The 22182-nt window shown below is 44.1% G+C and carries 3 protein-coding genes (1 of these 3 only partly in view); all 3 read right to left on the bottom strand.

From position 1 onward, the window contains the following. Positions 1-104 precede the first annotated feature (104 nt). Positions 105-1049, bottom strand: a complete 945-nt coding sequence (locus FLL46_RS13440; protein WP_142894170.1) for a peptidylprolyl isomerase — start codon at positions 1047-1049, stop codon at positions 105-107. 13 nt (positions 1050-1062) lie between these two features. Continuing rightward, complete coding sequence (locus FLL46_RS13435) at positions 1063-1968, bottom strand: peptidylprolyl isomerase (protein ID WP_210418695.1); 906 nt, start codon at positions 1966-1968, stop codon at positions 1063-1065. A 121-nt stretch (positions 1969-2089) separates the two neighbouring features. Further along, positions 2090-22182, bottom strand: the 3' portion of a protein-coding gene (locus FLL46_RS13430; protein ID WP_142894168.1) for an Ig-like domain-containing protein. It continues 18964 nt past the right edge of the window; the window shows 20093 of its 39057 coding nt (coding positions 18965-39057); its start codon lies off the right edge, out of view; the stop codon is at positions 2090-2092.

Here is a 22182-nt window from a genome sequence, read left to right as displayed (position 1 = left end):
GCTAATTCGTTTTGTTCAAATTGTTATTCGTTATTAACTATTAAAATCGTTTTAATCCGACCATTGTTGGGTTTCATTCTTCTACCCAACCTACAAACCCCGATTTATTGGGTTTCCGCTGGCTCAATATATTCAATATTTGCCTGCTTAAGCAGCTCGTCTGAAATCTGACGAACTGCTTTTTTTAATTGTAATGGTGCCAATGCCTTGCGAATTTCTGTACGTACTTGAGACAAAGGTTTCGGCTCGACTGTTCTACTCTCAACGACTTTAAAAATCATCGGCATGCCATCCAGATAATGCACACTGGATACTTCGTTTAACTCCAACCCTGCCAAAATAATATCGATCTGTTTGTTCAGCGATTTATCGGTATGCGCTGCGCGCGCATAGGTAATTTGATACCCTTGCCGCTTTAACTTTTCAACTTCGCCTTGCCAATTTTTGCTAGCACCAACTCGGTTAATTTCCGCCAGCAACTTCTTACGCACATCGCCCTCTAACTTGGTTAGTCCCTTAATTACTTCATAGGTTTTAATGGTTTTCCCACCGAATTTCTCGGGATGTTTTTCGTAATAGTTTTTCACCATTTCATTGGTTACCGGCAATGATGAAATATTTTCTTTTAAATATTTTTTCGCGAGTAATTCATTTCGGTATGCTTTAACTTGAATTTCAACTTGCTGCTTTTCTTCAACTGATAAGGCATCCATTTGTTTTTGCGCCATAATGGTACTAAGAACAATACTTTCCAAAACCTTAGAGCGCCCTTCCTGATCGAGTTGAAACGCTCCCAGTTCACCAACAGTGCGAAGAATTGCCGCATCAAGATCATCCTGAGTAATAATTTGATCGCCCACTTTGACAATCGCATTTTCATTTTGATTTAAATGACTCGCCACCACCGAATTATCACTATTTTTCTGAGCTTTATTCTCCGGCTGCTCCTCGTTTTGTCCACATGACAATAAAGCCAGGCTTAACACGAGGGTAGCCCCTGCTTTGCTCAACAGCGAAAAATTCATACCGCGCCTACTTGAAAAATTCATTAATCAATCCGTTCTACTGTTTCTTTTCGAGCATAGTTAATGAAGTTGTCTCCATTAGGCGCTCGGTTTCGGCTTGTCTGACTTTTTGTCGTAATTGATAACGAATATCACCTTTCACAGATTCCAGCGGCTTTTTCACCACAGCGGGCTCTTCCAGCAACTTGACGATGTGGTAACCAAATGATGTTTGAAATGGTTCGCTGACTTGATCTTTTTTCATTTCTTCAAATACTTTTTTAGAAAACAAAGGATCAATTGCCCCTTGGTTTATCCAACCAATTACGCCACCCTTTTTAACCGACACGGAATCTTCCGAATATTGCTTGGCTATTTCTGCAAAGTCTTTACCAGAAGTTAACTGACTGTAAGCTTCTGCAGCCCTGGTGTAACGCGCAGTCCTTTCGGTTTCGCTCATTTTCTGTTCGGTGCGAATCAAGATGTGGGCAACCTTCGCTTTTTTGGATTCGTAGTTTCCACTATTGCTCGCGTAATAACTTCGAATAGCGTCATCAGAAACCTTGTCGCGTAAATGCTTTTCAAAGTAACGGCTAATTAGCATCTCTTTTTTAAACTCTTCTAATTCCGCCTGCATTAGTGCGTCATCGAGTGCTTTACTTTTTTCGATTGCGGCCGTCAATTTTTCTCTTTCGAGGTAGAGCTTCAGGTGAGCTTCCCTTTGCTTTTCGTCTTTGCTATTGACCCGTTTAAACTGTAGATAAGCTTCAAATTGCTTTTTTGTGATTGCTTTATCACCAACCTTAGCAATAATTTCTTCAGAACTGCCACAGGCAAATAATAAGCTGGCGACAAATAGCGTTAACGCGGTGCGAATTAATTTTTCCATTTTATTTCTCATTTCAATGCTCGTTTTCTTGATGCTAATCTTAATAATTTCGGTCTTAAAAATTTCAATCTTCATGTTTTCAATCTTCTTAAATTCAATCCTGAAAAACTCAGTCTTTATTACGACTGTTACGTTTTGAAGCCACTGGTAAAAACGCCACAAATGCTTTTATCTACCAGTACAAAAATCAACCTGTTTACGGCTCATCAATTCTTTGCTGTCCATCTCCGAAGTCTACGCTAGCCCCGTTGGAAATCGTCAAAGTTTTAAAACGATGGACACCAACCAGAGATTGTCCTTCAACACCGCTTAGCGTATCCAACGACTCAATCACGATACTGTTAAGGTCGCGCGATACTACCTGATAAAGCGCGGCATTGGTATCATCGGCATTCAAACTAACTAAACCACCTTCAACCAATGGAGACAAGACTTCATTATCACTCGAAATATTGACGGTATAAGTTCCTGCTCGTGCATTATTGTTACCGCTGACCGCTTCACTTGTCGAAAAGCTATAAACACCGACAGCTAACACATAATCTCCGGCTTCCAGTGTTCTGGTGATTTTCGACAGTGTTCCGGCTCCTCCATCATCATTTGTGACGATAAAATCATCGGCAGTTAAATTACCGTCATCACGAAACAGGTGAATCACGCTATCGAAGGAGCCCGCCGTTATTTCGAAAACCAGGCTCATTGACTCTGTAATGGTGACATAGTGATAACCCACAGAGCCATTACCACTTGCGGTCACGCTAGCATTTTCGTTGATAGCACTAAATGAATTAGCTTCAGCCAGGTTTAATTGCCATTGGCCGTTGCCGAGATCTTCAGTGGACAAAATCTCACGCCGCGCATCGGAATAAATTGGCGTGCTGTCATTAGCAGCTGTTAATCCATTGTTATCGGCAATCAGATCGCCGGTTTCGGCGCCGGCCGCTTGAATATATACCGTTCCTGAGCCGGCGACATTGGTGCCACTGCTATTGGTGGAATAAGTACCACCACTCGCCGACATTTCACCGGTAAAGTTGTCGACATTATCACTGATAACTGAAATTCTGCCGCCACCACCAGCATAGAAAGAGCTCGACACGTTGAGTTTGGAACCACCGTTAGCACGGATATTACCTGTGCCCTGTAAACTGCTCGTCACCAGGTGAATACTGCCACCAGCACCACCAGAGACTCCAGCGAAACCATTCGCTAAAATCGATCCATCGACAATCATCGAACCGGCGTTTAACTGAATAATTCCGCCACCGTTACCGTTACTACTATCGTTGTATCTTGCGCCTGCAGTCCCAGCATATTGGGCATGCTTATAATCACCATAGCTACAACTGGGCGTTGAGCCACTTCGATTACCACCATGACAACCGTTACGCCCCGAATAATTCACATCGGTCTTATTTGAACTAATACTGAAGTAGCCCTTACCTGAAACATCGATACTCGACGTGGCATCAATGTAGACACTGTTTGGCGTATCCATTCGCAATGCCTTCAACGGAACCGATGAATCGGTTGATTGTGAAATGGTAATCTGCGAACCGTCAGTTAAACTGATTGCGCCGCTAACCGATATAGTACCCTCTACAGCGAAATCCAATACAGTATCTTTATCCAGTGCGAGCGGCCCATTTACTTGCACATTTTTCGCCGAGAACCTGTGAGTTTCGCCATCATCGAAGATCAGTGAGCTAACGCTTAGATCACCGGTAAACTCAACCTCAGCCCCGCTAGCGATCATTTTGTCAGCGAGCGCAGCCCCCACTTTTCCGATTTTAATTTGACTGCTTGAATCAAATTCACTGTTATCTGCATCGGTAACAATCACTCTGTCGGTTCCAAAATCAACTGACGCACCGTTAGTCACAGATAGTGAATTAAGCAGATGAACACCTTCGAATTGTTTTCCGACATAGCTACCGAGCGAGTCACTGGTACGCACTCTAAAACTTGCAAAGGTATTTGACTCAACCTGATAGAAAGTATCCTGCCCGTCATCTTTATCAAGGTCAATATAACGTCCGACGATACCTTCACCAGTTTGAGTCGACGCCTGCCAGCTTGGTCCTTGAATTTCGTTGCCTACTTTTATTTCATAGGCAACCCGATCTGTAAAACATGACATCGCATTATAATCATGAGTAACGACGAGTGAATAACTCCCCGCTTCCAAATCAGCAACCAAAACTGAATCTCCGTCAGGCCCACACTCTCCATTCCGACTAATGTTATTGAAAAGTGCGTTTTCCAGATCACCTTCTTGTCCTCTACGAACAATATACATAAGTGGCCTCATATCGATACCGAGAGATTCAAATCGGAGTTCTTGTTGTTCATTAAGGTCAATTGGGTAACTATCAGCCGACACTGAACCTTGTTCATGCTCAAGCGTAATTGTTCCTGCGAAAAGACCGGAATAGCCGCTACAGCTACCAACTAATCCCAACTCCCAGAGTCCCGACTCGACTTCGGTGACACAACCAATTTCAGCAGTTCCAACGGACGCAACTGGTGTCCCCCACTGAACGCTGTTCGCCCCCTGATTGTCAAAAATCAGATTGCCGTTTTGCCCCGCAGCGCTGGCGATGAAAATAGAACCGGCACCAGAACTATTCTCCGCAGTAGAGCCTTCTGCGCCAGTAGCGAGTTTACCGGCGAAAGTATTGATTGGTGTGTAGAGGCTTATTCTTCCGCCGCCCGCACGATTATAACTGGCACTTCGAGTGTTTCCACCGCCGACAGCAGAAATAACGCCCGTTGCAGCACCGGTTAAAGCATCGGTTTCTATATGGACACTTCCACCGGCACCGCCGTAGTAGAAGCTTGAAGATGTATTGAAAGTTGAGCCATCTGCCGAAATTGTACCGGCCACATTGACCTGGCTTGCCTTCAATCTAAGAACACCACCTCCAGCTGTTGAGGAGGTATAGTTGCTACCACTACCGGGGTTTACTGCACGGAGATAATTTCCATACGTACACTCAGACGGTTCTGAATTACCTCGGCTTGAATATCCGGCATGACAACCAGTCCCTGATGATGGATTGGTATGACTCGTTCTTCCTGCATATCCCTGACCATCTACACTGATGCTAGAACTCGCCTCGACAAATATGGCACCAAGCACCTCAATATCTAGCGTCAATGGTTTTGCCGCAGTTGAGGTAAGTAGTGACGACCCCAGAACTGACAGGTTTCCTTGAATCAGGATTTTTTCAGTCACATTAAGGTTGAGTATCGCTTCAACATCCAAGGTGACGTCGCCAGTTACCGTCAAGGTTCCAGCAGTCACCGTTTTAGATTCTGAGTTAATCGTTATTTCCGGTAGCGTTAAGAACTTCGCGATAATTTGTGCGTTATTCTGCTCGGCCCAATTGAGTAGTTCTGATGAAGCGGTGCCAACTCGAATAACCACGTTTCCACCGCTAGTCGATTGGGCAAGATCTTCTACTTTTAATCGATCATCGCCAAATTCAATCTCAGCAAAATTATTCAAATGGATTTGGTCGAACACGTGAACACCGACCAGGTTAGTACCACCTGACGACAAACCAGATAAATCATCATCAGATTCAATAGTCAATGTATCAGCGGTGTTACTCACAATTCGGTAAATCGTTTCATCGCTATCATCTGCAGTCAGGTCGACGTAGACCCCAGCAAATCCATTACCCGTTTCATCGGATGGAAGCCAGTTCGCGCCATTGACCTGAACTAACCATTGATTTCCACCTTGTGCGCTAATCGATTGAATCAAATGTTTGCCAACCGCTTGAACAACAATCGGGCTAGTGATGCCATTCGCACCTTCGAATTCGCCGCCTTCACCACCTTCTCCGCCTTCGCCACCACCTTCGGTGTTAATTCCACCTAGAATCAAGTTGCCCGCATGAGACTGTCCGTTACGAACAAAAGTTGTCCCGTTGGTTGATAAGAGTGGTCCGTCAGCAAATAGCACAATTCCAGTATTTAATTCGCCAGTGAAAACATTATTGGTTTCAACGTTGATACTGATGCGCCCGCCCGAACCAAGAACATTCGGATAATTCTCGCTGTTACCCTTGGCCTGTATGCTTCCCGCACCAGACAGTTCAGACGCTTCGATATTGATTCCACCACCAGCTGCGCCGAGGAAATAATCACCGGTTTCAATACGATTCGCATTCGCTAAAATTTGTCCATCCAACTGAATGTTATTAGCGACTATTTCAACAAAACCACCGCCGCTGAAATATTTTAAGTCTCGTGGTCGAGCGTCGCATTCGCTACAGCCATCGCGGTATTGTCCACCACTACCAGCAAACTGTGCACGACGATAATTACCATAACTGGTTTGGTCATTTTCAGAGACAGACTCATTTGTCGCAGCAGAGACATCCACTGCAAAATGAGGTCCACCACCACCTCCGTTCGAGTAACCTTGCCCAAGTGGTTGTGCTGCATGAACACCAATATTGGTATAGGCTGTAAACGAATCACCGCCATAAATTTCTGGGTAACCTTTACCAGTGACGTCAATGCCAGAGGTTTGATCAATCACAACATTACCCTGAACCTGAAGTTTCAGTGGGAAGATCAACTGTCGATTCGGATCAGCTTCCGGCGCAGTTAAGACCGAGTTATTGGTTAAGTTAACATCACCGGTAACGAGGATCGGTTGGCTTGCACTGAGCGCCAACCAGCCGTTAGTTAGCGATAAGTCGCCATTGATGGTTATTTCCGGCGCAACAATGGTTGGAATTCCACCGGCACTAACTTCGATCAATGCATTCGGCAAGAGTTGACGTGGTAGCTCCAAACCGCCGTCACCGTCACCTTCTCCGCCACGATTATTTTCTAGTGTAATTCCAGCAATGGTTAACGGTCTCGATAATTCCAATCGATAGCCATTCGACATTACCCAATCAACAACGGCTGAGTTGACATTTCCAGCTCTTAATCCGATAGCAAACAGTTCCTGCTCAAGGTCGAAACGTCGTAGTGCCGAGTTTTCCAGGTCGGTAACAATCACCAGGTCATCACCAAAATCAACACTGGTATCAAAAATTTCAATTGTGTTGAAGTGATGCACACCTTGCAAACTATCGGTCGCAATAAGTGTTAAATCTTGTGCAGAGTTAACTGTCAAAGAATTCGAATCCTGAGCAATAACTTGATAAGTTGCTGCACTTTCGTCATTTAAATCAAACCGAATAAACTGGCCAACCAACGAATTTGCATTCGCGATTGTATTACCAATCCATGGATCATTAGCGACTTCAACTCGATAGTTATCCGATGCCAAACCTGTGACATTCACTATCGAATGAACCCCAACAGATACAACCCGAGTGGTTTCATTTGAATAGTTATAGCTGTCAGGTTGATTTGACACGAGCAAGCGATTTGAAACTGTGTTCTGATCATTATTGTTGTGAGCAATAAATATCGTTCCACTGGCAGATTTTTGTGTGAGTCTTCCACTGTCGGTATCTACTCTGGCATCACCGCCTTGGGCATAAAGTATCGAGTCAATCGGTGGTTCACCTGGCAAAGATGTTGTGTACTCGTCGTAATAAACTGCAATTCGCCCTGCAGAACCGGCCATTGCTCCCCCGCTGAATTCTGATTCTCCACCGTCAGCCATAATGCGGCCATTGCCAAGTACAGAAATCTGCTGAACATCAATCAGCACACTACCACCTGCACCTGTGTCGCGACCGCTCGCGTCAATGTTTCCGTTATTAAGTTCTAGTGATTGGGCATTAATCGAAACGACACCACCACCTGCGCTACAGAAACCTCGTTCGCAGAAGCTCACGTTAACCCCACCGCTTCCCGGCGTTACCGGCAATCGATAATCGCCATAGGTACATTGATCATTTTGTCCTAATGAACCAGAACCACTGTGACATCCGAGGTTATGACGAGGGACAAAATTTAAACCGTAGCCATCAGGATAACCTTTACCGGCCAATACAATATTTGCGTTTTCAACAGTCACTTTGCCTGTAACATTCAAATTCAACTCGTAAACAGTTTGACTATCAACATCGGCCGAAGGAACTGTCAATTCGGCATCGCGGATAATTAACTCTCCACCGATATAAACACCTTCCGTTGCCCCCACTGCCAACTGAGCGAACTCTCCGCCGCTGATAGTCAGATTACCGTTAACAATTAATTTTTTGACCTTGAAGAAGTTGTCTACACCATCAACCAACATATCTCCTTCAACAGTGAAAACGCCTCCGGCAATGACTGTGACATTGTCGTGAAGAATCAGGGATTCGGCGATAACATTCGCTGAGAATTCTTGAGTTTCATTGTTCCATTCCGCATGGCCAACCGATGCAGCACCTTCAACAGTCAAATTCGCAGTCGCCTGATGAGAAGCAAATTCAACAGATAGAACCGCAGTACCTTGCGCAAGTGCCTGCCATCCGCTTGAGCTCGGTTGAGCAATAGCCAAATCAGAACTATCGAACAGCAAATCATAAAAATCAGGATTGCTGACATCAACTGTTCGCGCAGTTCCTTGATAGTCGAGAGTCGCGGTTACAGTCACCTGAATTTCTTCAGTGTTAGTATTGATGTTGTAAAGAATTTCCGTTGGCGAAACGCTAATACCGGTCACCAATGACTCGTCAATATTGCGACTGTTAGCGTTATTCGGATCGGAGTTAAATGCCAACTCTAAATCATCATCAATTCCGTCCCCATCAGTATCTCTTTGATTAGGATTGGTGCCATGGGTATTCACTTCATCACCGTCGGAAATTCCATCGCCATCAGAATCAATATTATTTGGATTGGTTCCCAGAATAATCTCATCAGCATTATTGATGCCATCACCATCGGCATCTTCAAGACCATCACTGGTACCGTTACCATCTGAATCAGAGTTAGTTGCATCCAGACCTAGTTCGTATTCAACTGAGTTAGTCACCCCGTCACCGTCGAAGTCACCGGCAGCTTGTAGCACTCTGATTGATACAGTGTTGGCGACTCTCAGTGCAGCTTCTTCAGCTAATAGATCTCCACTCAATTTCACGGTGACTTCCGTGGCATCAGCTAATGGTTGACCATCACTGTTCAACAGACCGGTGTGAGTCGGTGCTGAAAACTCCAGATTAGTGAAATTGAAGTTTTGAGTCACATCATCCAACAGCGGCACAACCATCAACAAACTTCCATTGCTAATCGCTTGAGGATCGATGCCATTGCCAAAGTTCACAGACAATGTGTTTTGAGTACCTTCCAGCACAAACTGAGTTGCTTGCTGTGGAATATTAATGTGCGAACTACAAGCTTCTACGCTTCGTGCCAACACTTTATCGCCGGCATCAACGCCAACTAATTTAGAAGTCAGAGTATCGTATTGATAGCAACGATTCAGTTCAAACGGCGCGTCAGGATAGAAGATAATCTGAGTATCAGATTCCAGCACTACATCACCAGAAACATCGGTGCCATCTAGAGAAACATTAATAACGTCATTACCAACACCAGAATCGCTAACCGCTTCGTTGACTACCAGAGAAAGCGGTACATTCGTATCATTATGTTGTTCAACAAACTCAGCACTAATAATCGCCGGCGGCAATTTATTAAACTGAATGCTCGTTTCTTCACCAGTCAATAACTCGAGTGTAGACGCCTGGTTTTCTAGTCGAATAAGGGTTTCTTCCACCACGTCGTCAGTGACCACAAATTCGACAACACCCTTCACCATCGGCAAGCTCACATTGCTCGGCGTTGCATCGATTGTCGCGCTGCCGGAGATACTCAAATCAACATTGAAGTCAGCGTCAACAACACTATCGTTTAAGGTGATTTTCGAAGCTGGGTTGTCATAGTAATCAACCAGATTCAGTCGCAGTGTTACCTGCTCGCCGACTTCAATCACATCAGGCGTTCCATGAGGATTATTAGTCTGACTGACTTGCTCAAATCTAAACCCGTAAGCTTCTCCCGCAACAACAGTTAATGGAATCTCCGACTGTACAACCGGCGCAGATTCTGGATTAACCGCGTAACGATTTTCTAATTCAGTCGCTCCCTGAGGATAGCTTAACTGCATGTTGTAGTTACCAGCTTCAGTTGAAGCAGAAACTTCAATCGATGCTCTACCGCTCTGGAATGTCAGCGTCGCTTTTTCGCCAATGGCATTACTGTCCTGGTCGTAAAGCGGTTCAATTGTCGCGTTACTCGCAAATCCAAAATGGAACTTTGGATCGGCAATTGATACTACGATAGGCTGATTGTTTTCCGTGTGAACCAGGTTACCCGCTTCATCAACCACCTTAAGGTTCAGATTAAACACTTCATCAGGAAGTAACGCCTCAATATGAGAAACTTCAACCGCGAAAGACTGACCCGGTAATACTTCAACACGAAGGTTCGCGCCTGGAACACTCGGATATTGAGGAATAAACGCGCTCAATGTGTAGTGTCCGGTAATTAATGCAGCGTCCCAACTCAAGCTAGCAACACCCAACGAATCAGTTGTCACGTGTGTAATGATCGTCTGCTGACGTTCCGCGTCGATTAAAGCAAATCGAATATTTTGCGCAGGAACCGGACGATTACTTGCGTCCACAACTTGAATCGCGTAGTCACCGCCAATACCGGATTGCACCGCCGACGGATTCAATGTGCTGTCGCCGTTATTAAAGTACTGAATTTCATTTGGACGCTGCGTCAGTTCAATTTCAAACACATCGCTGATATCTGATTGGCCTAGCTTGTCAGTCACTTTCAATTGATAGCGAACCTTGTCGCCCGGCAATTCGACTTTTGGTAATCGAGTAACAAAGTTATTATTTGAGCGGCAATAACTTCTCACTCCGCCACAAACAGCTTCTACTCTGGTATCACTGTCTGTCACATTGAGTAATTCGATTGTCAGATCTTTCAATAGTCCATCATCGGCTTTATCAACGTCACTTAAGCGAATAGGCGCATTATCACCATAGATACCAAAGGTTGGCGCATCGATAGTTAATAAATCAATTGACGGCACTTGATCAGGTTTAACTGTAATTGGCACAACTTGCGATACGGTTTGACCAGAATCGTCAATCACATTGACTTGTAAGTTGTTAACAATTTCCGTGGTAAGTCTTTCACTTCTGACATCGTTAATTGAACGACGGTAGTTACCCGTCTTAGCATTAACATTTTCAGAGTCAACCACGCCCGGCCATTCAATTTGAATTTGACTAATTCGAATATCATCTGTCGCAGAGACTTCAATATTAAATTGGCTTTGTTCAAGAATCTCTGCCGGTGCAACCACTTCAGTAATTTGCGGCCTAGTATCCTCAACTATGCTGACCTGAATATTGGCGTCACTTGGGTTACCAGCATTGTCCACAGCCTCAAGCGTATATTGGTAGACGTCGCCTAACTGAGGTTGCAGCTCTTCATAAACTAATGTTTGCTCGCCGAAAGAAGCAGAGACTAAAGTATCACCGCGTTTTAACAGCGCATAATCAATACCACTGCCGCTATCTTCAAGTTCAACGATGATCTGGTATGGACGACCACTTGGCATGGTGTTTTCTGCAATGGCGTCACCAACAATTTGCATATCAATGCTCGGTGCAAAGAAATCCTGCAATCGGGTAATTTGTACCGGCGCACTTTCGACAAAATTACCATAAACGTCAATTGCTCTTGCTTTAACGTATTGGCCGCTATCGGCTTGGGAGAAGTTGCGAGTCACTTCATAAATTGGACCATAGTGTTTTCTAATCAGTTCATAAGGGCCGTCAGACTGTGGCGCAACATAAAACTCAACCTGATGAATCGGCTGGTCACTGTTAAGAATTTTGGCGCTGATGGTCAAAGGTTTTGGAACATAACTCACCGCATCTAACTCAAGTTCTACCGTAAATCCATTCGCCGGTAGATCTTCACTTTGCAGCAATACCGTTCTGGTAGAAGAGCTGACCTGATTGCCCCAAATATCGGCAATTTGAGCAGTGATTTCAAAGTTTTTACCATTACGCAATTCTGCAGGAACGAGTAAGTCTGCGTTAAATGGTGCCCGTTGACGGCTGGACACTTTTTTACCATTGATAAAGTAGTCTACCGCAACAACGCCATCAATATTATCCAGAGACAGTGCGATAGTTTCACCCTGATTATACACAGTACCCTTCAGCGGACTTGCTAAAATAGCGTCAGCCAATATTGCATCAGCCGCTGTCTCTAACAGACGAGTTCCCGCGCTGCCGTGAGAAAGTAACAACTGCTGATAATCAGCGTCGATTGCAGTAATCACTCTGTCAGCTTCCAGAATCAATTCAGAAGCAGTCCAATCGGTTACACTTGAATCAGACAACCGGATCGAACGCAATTGATTGCCCGACGCAAACCAAACTTGATTTTGCTTAACGGTAATGGCGGTTACTTCTTGCGCAAGATTAATCACACTATCCGCTCTGGTGGCAATTTCGAAGCGGTGTAACTCATTATCGATTGAATAAACCAGGTAATCACCGGCATTGACCAAGTGATCAATTCGATTGCCCACAGCGAACAGCGTATCAATTTCAACTTCGAATTCATCAATCGGCAAGCTGCCAACATGAACCGCAAAAACACTACCGCCGCTAGTAGAAACCACTAACTCTTCGCCAAACGCAGTTACCTCAAGAATATCATCGCCGGTAGAAACGATAAGTTCGTCAGTGATTTGATTGTCCAAATCGCGAATAAATAACTTGTCACCAAAGGCCGCGAAAACTCGCGACTGTGTAACAGCAAAATCAGTATAAGCATATCCTTGCAGGATAATTTGCGGTGTTGGCTGAGTGCTTGCGCCGTCTATCGAAACAAAATCGTACCGGTTGTATTTTTCAATACGTTTGAAGTCAGCATTAGCGACATAGAAACTATCCTGATGAACAGCAACCTGATTAACTGTCGCCGTGTAAGCAGGTTGAGGAATGACTGTTTCCGTCATCTCAGCTTCAACATTTTGCGCGAGTAAAACTGCACCATAGTGTTGCGCTGCTGAAACCGTTAATCCACGCTTAGACGCAATATCAACGTGATTACCTTTTGGTTTTCTCGAAGTATAAATTTCGCTGACCGGCGAATCGGTCGCTTCAAGCAAGCGATCATTTCCAGCCGCTAACCAGAGAACGCCATTCGTTATTTTACTTAAGGAAAGTTTTGCGCCGTTAGCCTGGCTGATCCGTGCGACTAACTCAACATTGAACAGGTCACGATTATCAACCACGTAAGTCGTTTCGCTTCCTAATAAAATAAGTTTACCGGGTAAAACATGGATTGCTTCGGCAAAAATATCGCCGGCAACTTGATGTTGACGACCATTTTCGATCACCGTCAGTTGACCGGTTTCGTTGCTCACATACCAGTGTCCATTTTCATAGGCAAATCGAGTTAAACCAGAACCATTAAACACCCTCTGCGATTGAGTCAAACTCCAATCCCAAAGATTTAAACTGGCTTGTGTTAAGGTGACAAAACCATCTTCGACATAACCAATTTGAAGTGTAGACTGATCGTCAGTATTGGAAATTAACTCCAGAGAGTTACCGATGACATTAAACAAATAAGTATCGTTATCGCCGGTCAAAGCAAGCAACTTGCCTTTAACAAATAGCATATCAACAACGGTTTGGTTCAAATCATATTGACCAAGTTTTTGATAGTCATTTTCCGGGTCAACAAAGAACAAGCCCACGTTATCAAAGGCAACTAACAATCGATCATGAATGTATGTCATCGACGTAATATTGCCATCAAAAGTTTTAAGCAGGTTATTGTCCTGGTCGAATAATTTGTTTGCCTTGGCAAAGTAACCACCGTTCACATTCGCTAACGCTGCGTCAAAATCGATTTGCGTGTTGTGAGCAACCAACGTAAACGGATTAATCACTCGCGCCTCTAAGGTTTTACTTGCCTGGTTACCCAAGCCGTCTTTAACGGTTGCAGTAACTTTCAGTTTGTCCACATCAGGAACAGTAAACTCGACCTTTTCATTTCCGCTCACAATTGCATTGTTATTTTGATCCGTGACATCGATTGTGACGGTGCCAGTCAATGGCAAGTCATCAACCTTCGCGGTCAAACTTAACGTGCTATTTAAGAATACTTTTGACGCCAGACCTTCAAGCTCAACATCAAGACCACGGTTTTTCGGCACAACTCGAATGCCCACCGATTTTTCGTTGTAGCGATAACTGTCACCATAGTAGCCTCTGACCCGGATGGTATAGTTATCTTGCTCGTTGAGTCCCGCAAGTCGAATTGAAACTTCACCTGCAGTTGTATCTACCAGGTGTCGAGTGATGACATTCTGATTGAAATCCAACAAGGTGACTTCGGCATATTGGAAATTATCGCCGCTATCGTCAACGATAGTGTAATCGATATTAAGTAAATCACCTTCGGTGAACTGCTGGTTATTAATTGGTGCAATCAAACTCACCTGCCCCAGCTCGAAATTATTATCGATTAGCGTGATATCACTTGACTCAACTGCAGCCTGATTCACATTCAGGGCAACAGTTTGACTGTCGCTATCTCCACTCAATTGCAACCAACCGTTCGCATTCTGTGCAAACTGCGTTAACGGTATTTGAGTTGCGTTACTGGTCACCGATTGCTCAGAAACTCTTGCATCAACACCATAATTAACGGCAACAGGGACCAGCGCATTTTTAGTGTAAGTCTGGTTATTTGCCGGCGCGAAAGAATCCACGCTGGTTGAATTGGCCAGGCTCAAGGTAAAGTTACCGGTGTGGGTTACGCCATTCGGCTCTGTAACAACGTAATTTAAACTTGGGTCAGAAACACTGTCTCGTGCAATAAATAGTGTGTTTTTATCAGCGTCTAAATAAGCGTAACCGATTATTCTCGCCTGACTATCACTAAAGCTGATGGTTTCTCTACCCAAAGTATTAATTGAATTAACACCGGAAATTTCCCAACCATGTGCTTTCTCACTCACTGACAATGCCAGCGTCTGCCCGCTTGCTTCGGAGACAATATTGCGAGTGACAATCCTATCTTGCGATAAGAAATGATAGCTTTGGTTGCCAACAACTAATCGAGAATTACCAATATTCAGGTAACCGGCGATTGCTTGCTCATTCAAGGCCAGCCAGTAAATGCCGAGCTGTCTATCATCGATCTGCAACCAGCTAATTTCTTCATCAGAAACCGCGTCAAGCACAACACCAGGGTTAGCAATTTTTCCTAACTCAACTAGTTCATTGGTTGGTAGCTCTTCGTAGAAATAAATCGACTCTGCGTCCCATACAGTGATTCGATTACCATTGACCAGAATTCCTCGGCTATCCACACCACCGGTTATTTCTGCTAGTGCGTAGAAATTTTGATGTTCTAGTTGATTACTCTGTGCATTTATCTGCAACGAGTGAATACCCGATTGACTCAACACCGTAATTTTATTACCAGACATTCTCACGGAAAGAATAGACTCTTCAAACAAATGCCCGACCGAGTCAATCAGTTGGTCGCCATTTACAAAATAGGCACTTAACAAGTTGCCGAAAGAAACCAGCAAGTAGTTACCATTGGCGTCTTGCAACTCACCATACAAAGTATGTTTCTGCGGTGCAGACCATGCGCCATCAATTAATCGAACAATCAATAAATTGTCTTTTCCGTCTAAGCGTTCAACAGCAACCAACGCAGTGCCGGTGAAAGTCAACTGACGAATTTCTGCGCCCGCTTGCGAAACAAGTACTTGAGCGTTCTGGCTAATTTCATAGCCGCTCGCTGTCTGAGTCGCCACAACTAATTCTGTTTGGCCTGGCACCGCAACGGCGAACTTCAACAACTGTGAAGCGTCAGCAACCTGGTAAGATTGTGTTTCCGCATCCGCCAGATAGTTTTGCTTAGCGACACGTTGCTCCGCTATTTTTTCATGCTTGGACAAATCTTTCAGTCTGGCATTAACCAGCACCTGACCCGCTTGATTATTCAGCGACACAATCTGATCAGTTGACGCCATCGGCAAGTTAATCGAGCTTCCGGTTAGTTCTGGATCGATAATTTCAATTGAAGATTCCTCATTGAAATCTGGCATCTCTTCAGGAATCTGGCCAACCACTCTGATCCCTGTTCCACCTAACACGTTAGCCTCAGGTAACAGGGTCACTTGTGCACTTTGTTCAATTCCACTGTCTCGGATGACATTAACAAAACGGCGAGATTTAAGGCCGCCTGCTTCTAGTCGCAAAATCACCACAACATTTTCATCGGTTAATGGAACACTTGTGGAAACTTCAACCCGCTCAGGATCATCTTCGCCACGAGAAACGGCAATCACTTGAGGATTTCTCGGGTCACTTTCGTTACCTCCAACATCAAAATGGAGATTAGCATCAGTCACATTGCTCAATAACAACTCAAGGGTTATATCCTGCCCTTCTCTTAATTCCGCGCCATTGACTGGACTGGTAATTTCAATTCTCGGTTCACCTAAAGTCGCATCAAATGGTTGCAATGTAATCACTTGTGAATGACCCACATTACCATTTGGATCAGTGGCTCTTGCCTGGATAGTTATCGGATCAGTTGATACTGGTGTTAATGGGTAACGATTAATCACTGGTAATGAAGTCCAGGCGCCGCCATTCTGAGAAACTTCAACGGTTTCGATACCGAACTTATCAAACGCTTGAATTAATACATCAGTCACTTCGTTCAATGGTACACGGTCACCATCGAGCGGCGACACAATCGAAATGGTCGGATCCGTCGCGTCCAAATTCAGCAAGTAAGAATCGTCAATTTCAAGATAACCGGTATAACCGAAACGAACTTTCAGTTTCACACCAATGCGATCCAGTGGTGCAATATCCGAAAGTTTTGGATTCAAGTATGACAACAACGCTGTGCCGGAAATCGCACCAGAACCAGGCAAGTCCGGATTGTGAGGGTCAAGACTGTAACTAGCATGATAGCCTCTTCCTTGAACAATCATATCAACGTCAGTGACTAAATCAGCGTCACCGCCAATATCAAACAAGATATCGGCGCGTGAATTTTCTTCGACTTTGTCAGGAGATGTGTAAACCGGCGAAACATTGATTTCAGGATCGACCACCGAAATGTTAAAGGTACCATTGACAAAATTGCCGGCTGCATCACGGGCGGTTAGTTTAAACGCCAAGTTTTGATAATGTTCCGCGACGTCGACAGAGAATTGATTATTGGAGCCAAGTTTTTGGACCGGTCCAAAAGTCACGCCACCGTCAATTGATAATCGCAATTCATAACTAATTTTCGCAGCATAGTTGTCTTGTGAACGTGCTTCAAATTGATAACTTCGGCCTCGTGTTAGTTGAAGTCCCGGGTTAACACTCGCTCCATCAGCAAGACGAATCAAATCTAATTCTCGTGGCGCTAATCTATCGCTCGCAACAAATGTTCCAGAATAGGAGCCAGCTGAAATACCGAAACTTGAATCATCTTGCACCTGGTTGTCTGCGGAATCTGCGATTCCATTTACCTGAACAAGGTAGCTGGCGTTCGGTTCAAGTTGTTGACCCGGCAGCAATGCTAAGCTCACAGTTTTCTCAAAACTGGTCAACGCAAAACGGTTAGAAATATCAATATCGCCATTTGCAGAATAATCTTTGAATTGCTTGGTCACAGTGAAGCTTGTCGCCTTCGCCGTTTCATTCAATAGGATTTCTAGCGGCGCAACGTAACCTAATGGCTCAACATCAATGGCTAATGGGCGCGTATCATCAACTGATGTTAATTTTTGTTGCGCTTCAATGATTTCAGCCGTCGCTTCTCTAACAAGAATAACCCGATACTGTTTGCCCGGTTTGCTGTTTGGCGAAACAAAAGTGATTTGACCGTTACTGATATTTTCTATGTCTACCAGGTTACTAGCATCTGATTCAAATCCGTCAGAATTTTCCACCAGATGTAATTGCAATTTACCTTCAAATCCAGCGCCTTCAATAGTGACATTATTACCGCTCACATCACTGATAAATTGCGTGTTTTGAGCATCAGTCGCATTTAATGGATTGTCCGTGGTTACCTTATCAATTTGCAATGCTTGCGCCACCAACAACGCCGAAGCCAGAATTCTTTCATCGTTTTGTTGGCTGGCAACAAGATTATAAATTCCAGGTTGAGCAATAGTGATTGTAAATGTCAGCTGAGTCGCATTTTCATTGACAGTGAAATCGGTTCGACTAAGCTCCAAGCCTGCAATTTTTAACGTATCAATCAAGTCTAAATGTTGACCCGACAACGTATACTCTGTCGACCGATCTGAAATCGTATTAGCCGGACTTAAACTATCCACCGAATAAGGTTGAATACCAAACAGACTATAGGTGTCGATGGTCCAAGGTAAATCCAGGTTAATTTCTCCGCCCTGGATCAATTGTCTCGGCTGATTGAATAATTCAACTGAGTAGGTTTCGCCCAGTTGATAGTTATCACCGCTTATTTGGAACTTCAGTTGGTCACCGATGTATTGGGTGTAACCTGGTTGAACCAATCCTGACGAGGTCGCCCGCACATCGATATTAACGGAACCCCAAACATCCTCTGCGAACGAATCACCTGAAACAGCTAAACTCAGCAGTTCAGTTTCATTACCGATAGCAATTGGATTTAACCCGCGAATATTGACGAGTGGAATTTCACTATTGAAATAAGTTTTGTCAGATAGCCACTCAATCAGTTGACCATCAAAGTTCAACTGAATAATTGTCGACGCTGTTAACTGTTCATCATTTAACTTGGCGACAACATTGAGTTCAATACCATCGACAGGACTATTTTCAGAACTATCAACATCATAAATCGTTACACCTTGACTGTTGGTAGCAACGGCCAATTCGCCATTTAAACTAATTGCGTCAAACGAGGAAATCGTATCAATTCCCATGTCTGTTATTTGATTGCCAGCACGTACTCTTGCAAGATTAAATAGCTGAACTTGCGACTGGCTCCAGGTTAAGAGTCTTTGTCCAGAAATTTGCATTCCTTTAACGCCGCTTAACAACACATTAGCGCTTGCTACAATATTATCTGGCGCAAACAAGGAGCGAACTTCAACGCGATCGCTATACAACAGGTAGATTAAGTTATCATCGATTAACGCACCGATAGTATCGGTTTCAACAACTTGTAAATCAGCACTGTTGACGTTTCCAATAAAGACTCTTGTTTCATCTGTTAGCAAAATGTTATTGCCGAAAACGGACAGGCTTTCGTATTTTCGATCGGCGCTGTTAAACAATCGATTAACAATATTCAATTGATAAGGATTACGATAATCGATAAAAGTCACTCGGTTTTGAGTGTCGAGCACAACGATAAAACCTTCATGAATTGCCAGTGTTTTAACGCTTTGCGTAAATGGCACAAAAGAGAGACTTGACGGAATACTGCTACCGTTAGTCGCCATCAGTTCAATCCGTTGTTTATGATTAACAACAATGAAATCTTGATAGCGAGCGTAATGATTAATGTTTTGTAATTGAGCAGTAACATCGAACTCGACAGACATTGCATTGTTAGTCGTTTTATCGATTTCAGATTGCTCATTGAACACTTCAACCAGTAACTCACCGATGGTGTTTTCCGGTACAGGCATCGCTAACATACGATCATTAATCTGTTCAACACCGCGTGCTTGCTGTCCATTAATTAGAATGTTGGTAAAGACGTTTAATCCGGCACCTTCAATGGCAAAATAATCGCCGCTGTTAAACAGGAATTTCTGTTTGTCAGGATTAAAACTTTCACTATTCGGATCGTAATATCCAATGGCGTCAATTCTTGGATCAGCAACGTAAGTGTAACTGGCCGCCATGAAATCCTGTTGGCGCCCGTTGAAGACTTTCAGCCCCACTAGCTTGTTTTCTGCGGGAGAATTCGACAAGGCAGGCACAGTGACTTCTAATTGAGTATCGCTAACCACTTGAACTTCTGACTGCTCTATTAGCACTCCGCCCAACTCAACTTCAGTTTCACCTGAGAATCCCTTACCGGTAATTGTGAGTTGGTTTCCACCTCTCCATGAGCCGGAATCGGGTATTAACTGGCCGATAGTTGGAGACTCATTTTCAGAAACCACAAAGCGGAATGAATAATCGTCAGCCAGAGATTCACCGTTAATGCTTCTTAAGGCACCGGACAATTTGACTCGATATCGTTTGCCAACCTGGAGTGACGAAGCCGGTCTAAAGAATAATCTCGAACCTTCAATATTGGTTTCGCGAGAAACAAATCCTGCCACTTTAGCACCGTCAAGGGTAACCTCTAATAACTGCTCCGCTAGCTCTGCGAACTGAACATTATCAACAATTTGGTTCAGTTGTAGTTCGATCGACTGAGTTTTCGCTAATACGCCATCTGAAGTTGGGATCTGTTCTGTCACTAATAACAAATCATTGACAATGGTATTTAATCCACCACCAAGATGGTTAATTTTTTCGCCGACAGCGACCGGGCTTTCAATCGCTTCACCTTGTGAATCATAAGCAAACGAGGTGCCGACATAAACAGCATCACTTGCAAAGGCCATAGTGTTAGCTGCGCCCATGACTGAGAAGTAATGTTGTAATTGAATTTGAGATCGATAGCGGTTGTCGAACCAGGGCGAAATATCAAACAGCTGTAAATCACCATGACCTGAGGCAACATAAAGCGTTTGTCCATGGATCATGATTTGACCGGCATTTAAATTGCCGTTACGCAACAGGTAAGACAAATTCAGTGAGGCTAAATGATCAATTGAAGTCTCAGAGTCAAGGCTGAATAGCTCGACTGTCGCCTGCTCTCCAGTGGACGCAAACAGTAAGTTATTGCGCACAAGAATGTCGGAGGCAACAATGCGGTGTCCAGCATCATTTCTCAGCGAAGCATTTCTGATTATTTCATAATCACCGCTAGCTAACTCAATGGCAATCACTTTTCGGCGTGATGGGACTATCGCCCATAACACGTCATCTTTGATCACAAGCTTGCTCGCAGTTCCACCGATGACGCTTCGTTCAATCGTATCCAGCTGCTTAAGGCCTTGAGCGGTTCGTTGCAAAATTCTGATACCGGAATCTTGGCTTAAATAAACCAGGTTATCATCAACCGCTAGCGCATGATTATTTTCAGTGTTTGAAAAGTCTTCCAACAAGAAAGGATCGCTGGCAAGCGTGATATCGAAGTGTAATAACTTCTGACCGCCAATGGCAAAGAGGTTGTTTCTCTCTATCGCAATATCGTTAAATCCACTTGGTGCAATCGCCTGCTTGTAGTGATACGGATATAACTGGTTAGAAAATTCTTTTTCTATCACATTCGGGTTAACAGGATCAGAAATATCCACAACAACTAACTGCGCACTCGTCGTTTGCGGATTCGCGGTCACCGTTCCATTCACATCATAGACTTCATAACCACCACCGGTGACGGCATAAAGTAGTTGCCCATTTCGCGCAATTGCAGTAACCGGACTTTGTTCTTTGTCAGAAAGATTAACTGACCCGGTTTCTTGCCCAGTGTAGAAATATTCGCTCGCTAAAACATTCACTTCGCCAGGGAATTGTGGGTTGCTCGCAGAAACTTCAGCAAACCCAAACTCGCCCGCTGGTGCTTTCAATCGAATATGATGACCGGAAATTAATTGTTGTTCATTCGCCAGGTTGCCGTTGAAACTGATCCTGGTATCAGGCGTAAACCCAGCACCATAAACATCAATGATATTGCCGCCTTGCGGTGGACCAGTTAGCGGGTTGATGTCTTCCAGAATAACCTCGGGTAACACAACCACTGCGCCGAATAAGGTGTCTGAAATACCAGCACGAGTCACAGTGACCGGTAAAGCAGCGGTATCGATTCCAATAAATAATTGTGGGAAATTAAACACAATTTGGTTCGACGACACTGAGACAATATCGGATTCACTTAAGGATAATTCCCCGATGCTGATCGAAATGTCCGTTCCATTATTACCTGAATCATTACCTGAATTATCAGCGAAGTTTTCACCGCTAATAATCGCAACTTCTTCACCATTGGCGTGGAAGTAGTGATTACTATTTTCAATACTCTGCCCTGCTTGTTGTCTGACAACGCCAGACACCAGCGGACGTACACCAGCTTGTAATTGGTAATTGAGTTCTATCGGAGATATTAAATGCGCCGCCCCGTTCAATGCCCTGATCGCATCGCTGACGGTAATGCGAATATTACCTGATGGAATCGTCGCGTTCTGATTAAAGTTTATGTCAAGAATTGCGCCTGAAATCG

Source organism: Aliikangiella coralliicola (genome assembly GCF_007004725.1).
GTDB classification, from domain to species: Bacteria; Pseudomonadota; Gammaproteobacteria; order Enterobacterales; family Kangiellaceae; genus Aliikangiella; species Aliikangiella coralliicola.
Note: the sequence above shows the minus strand (reverse complement) of the source record. Positions and strands in the feature narration are given on the sequence as shown.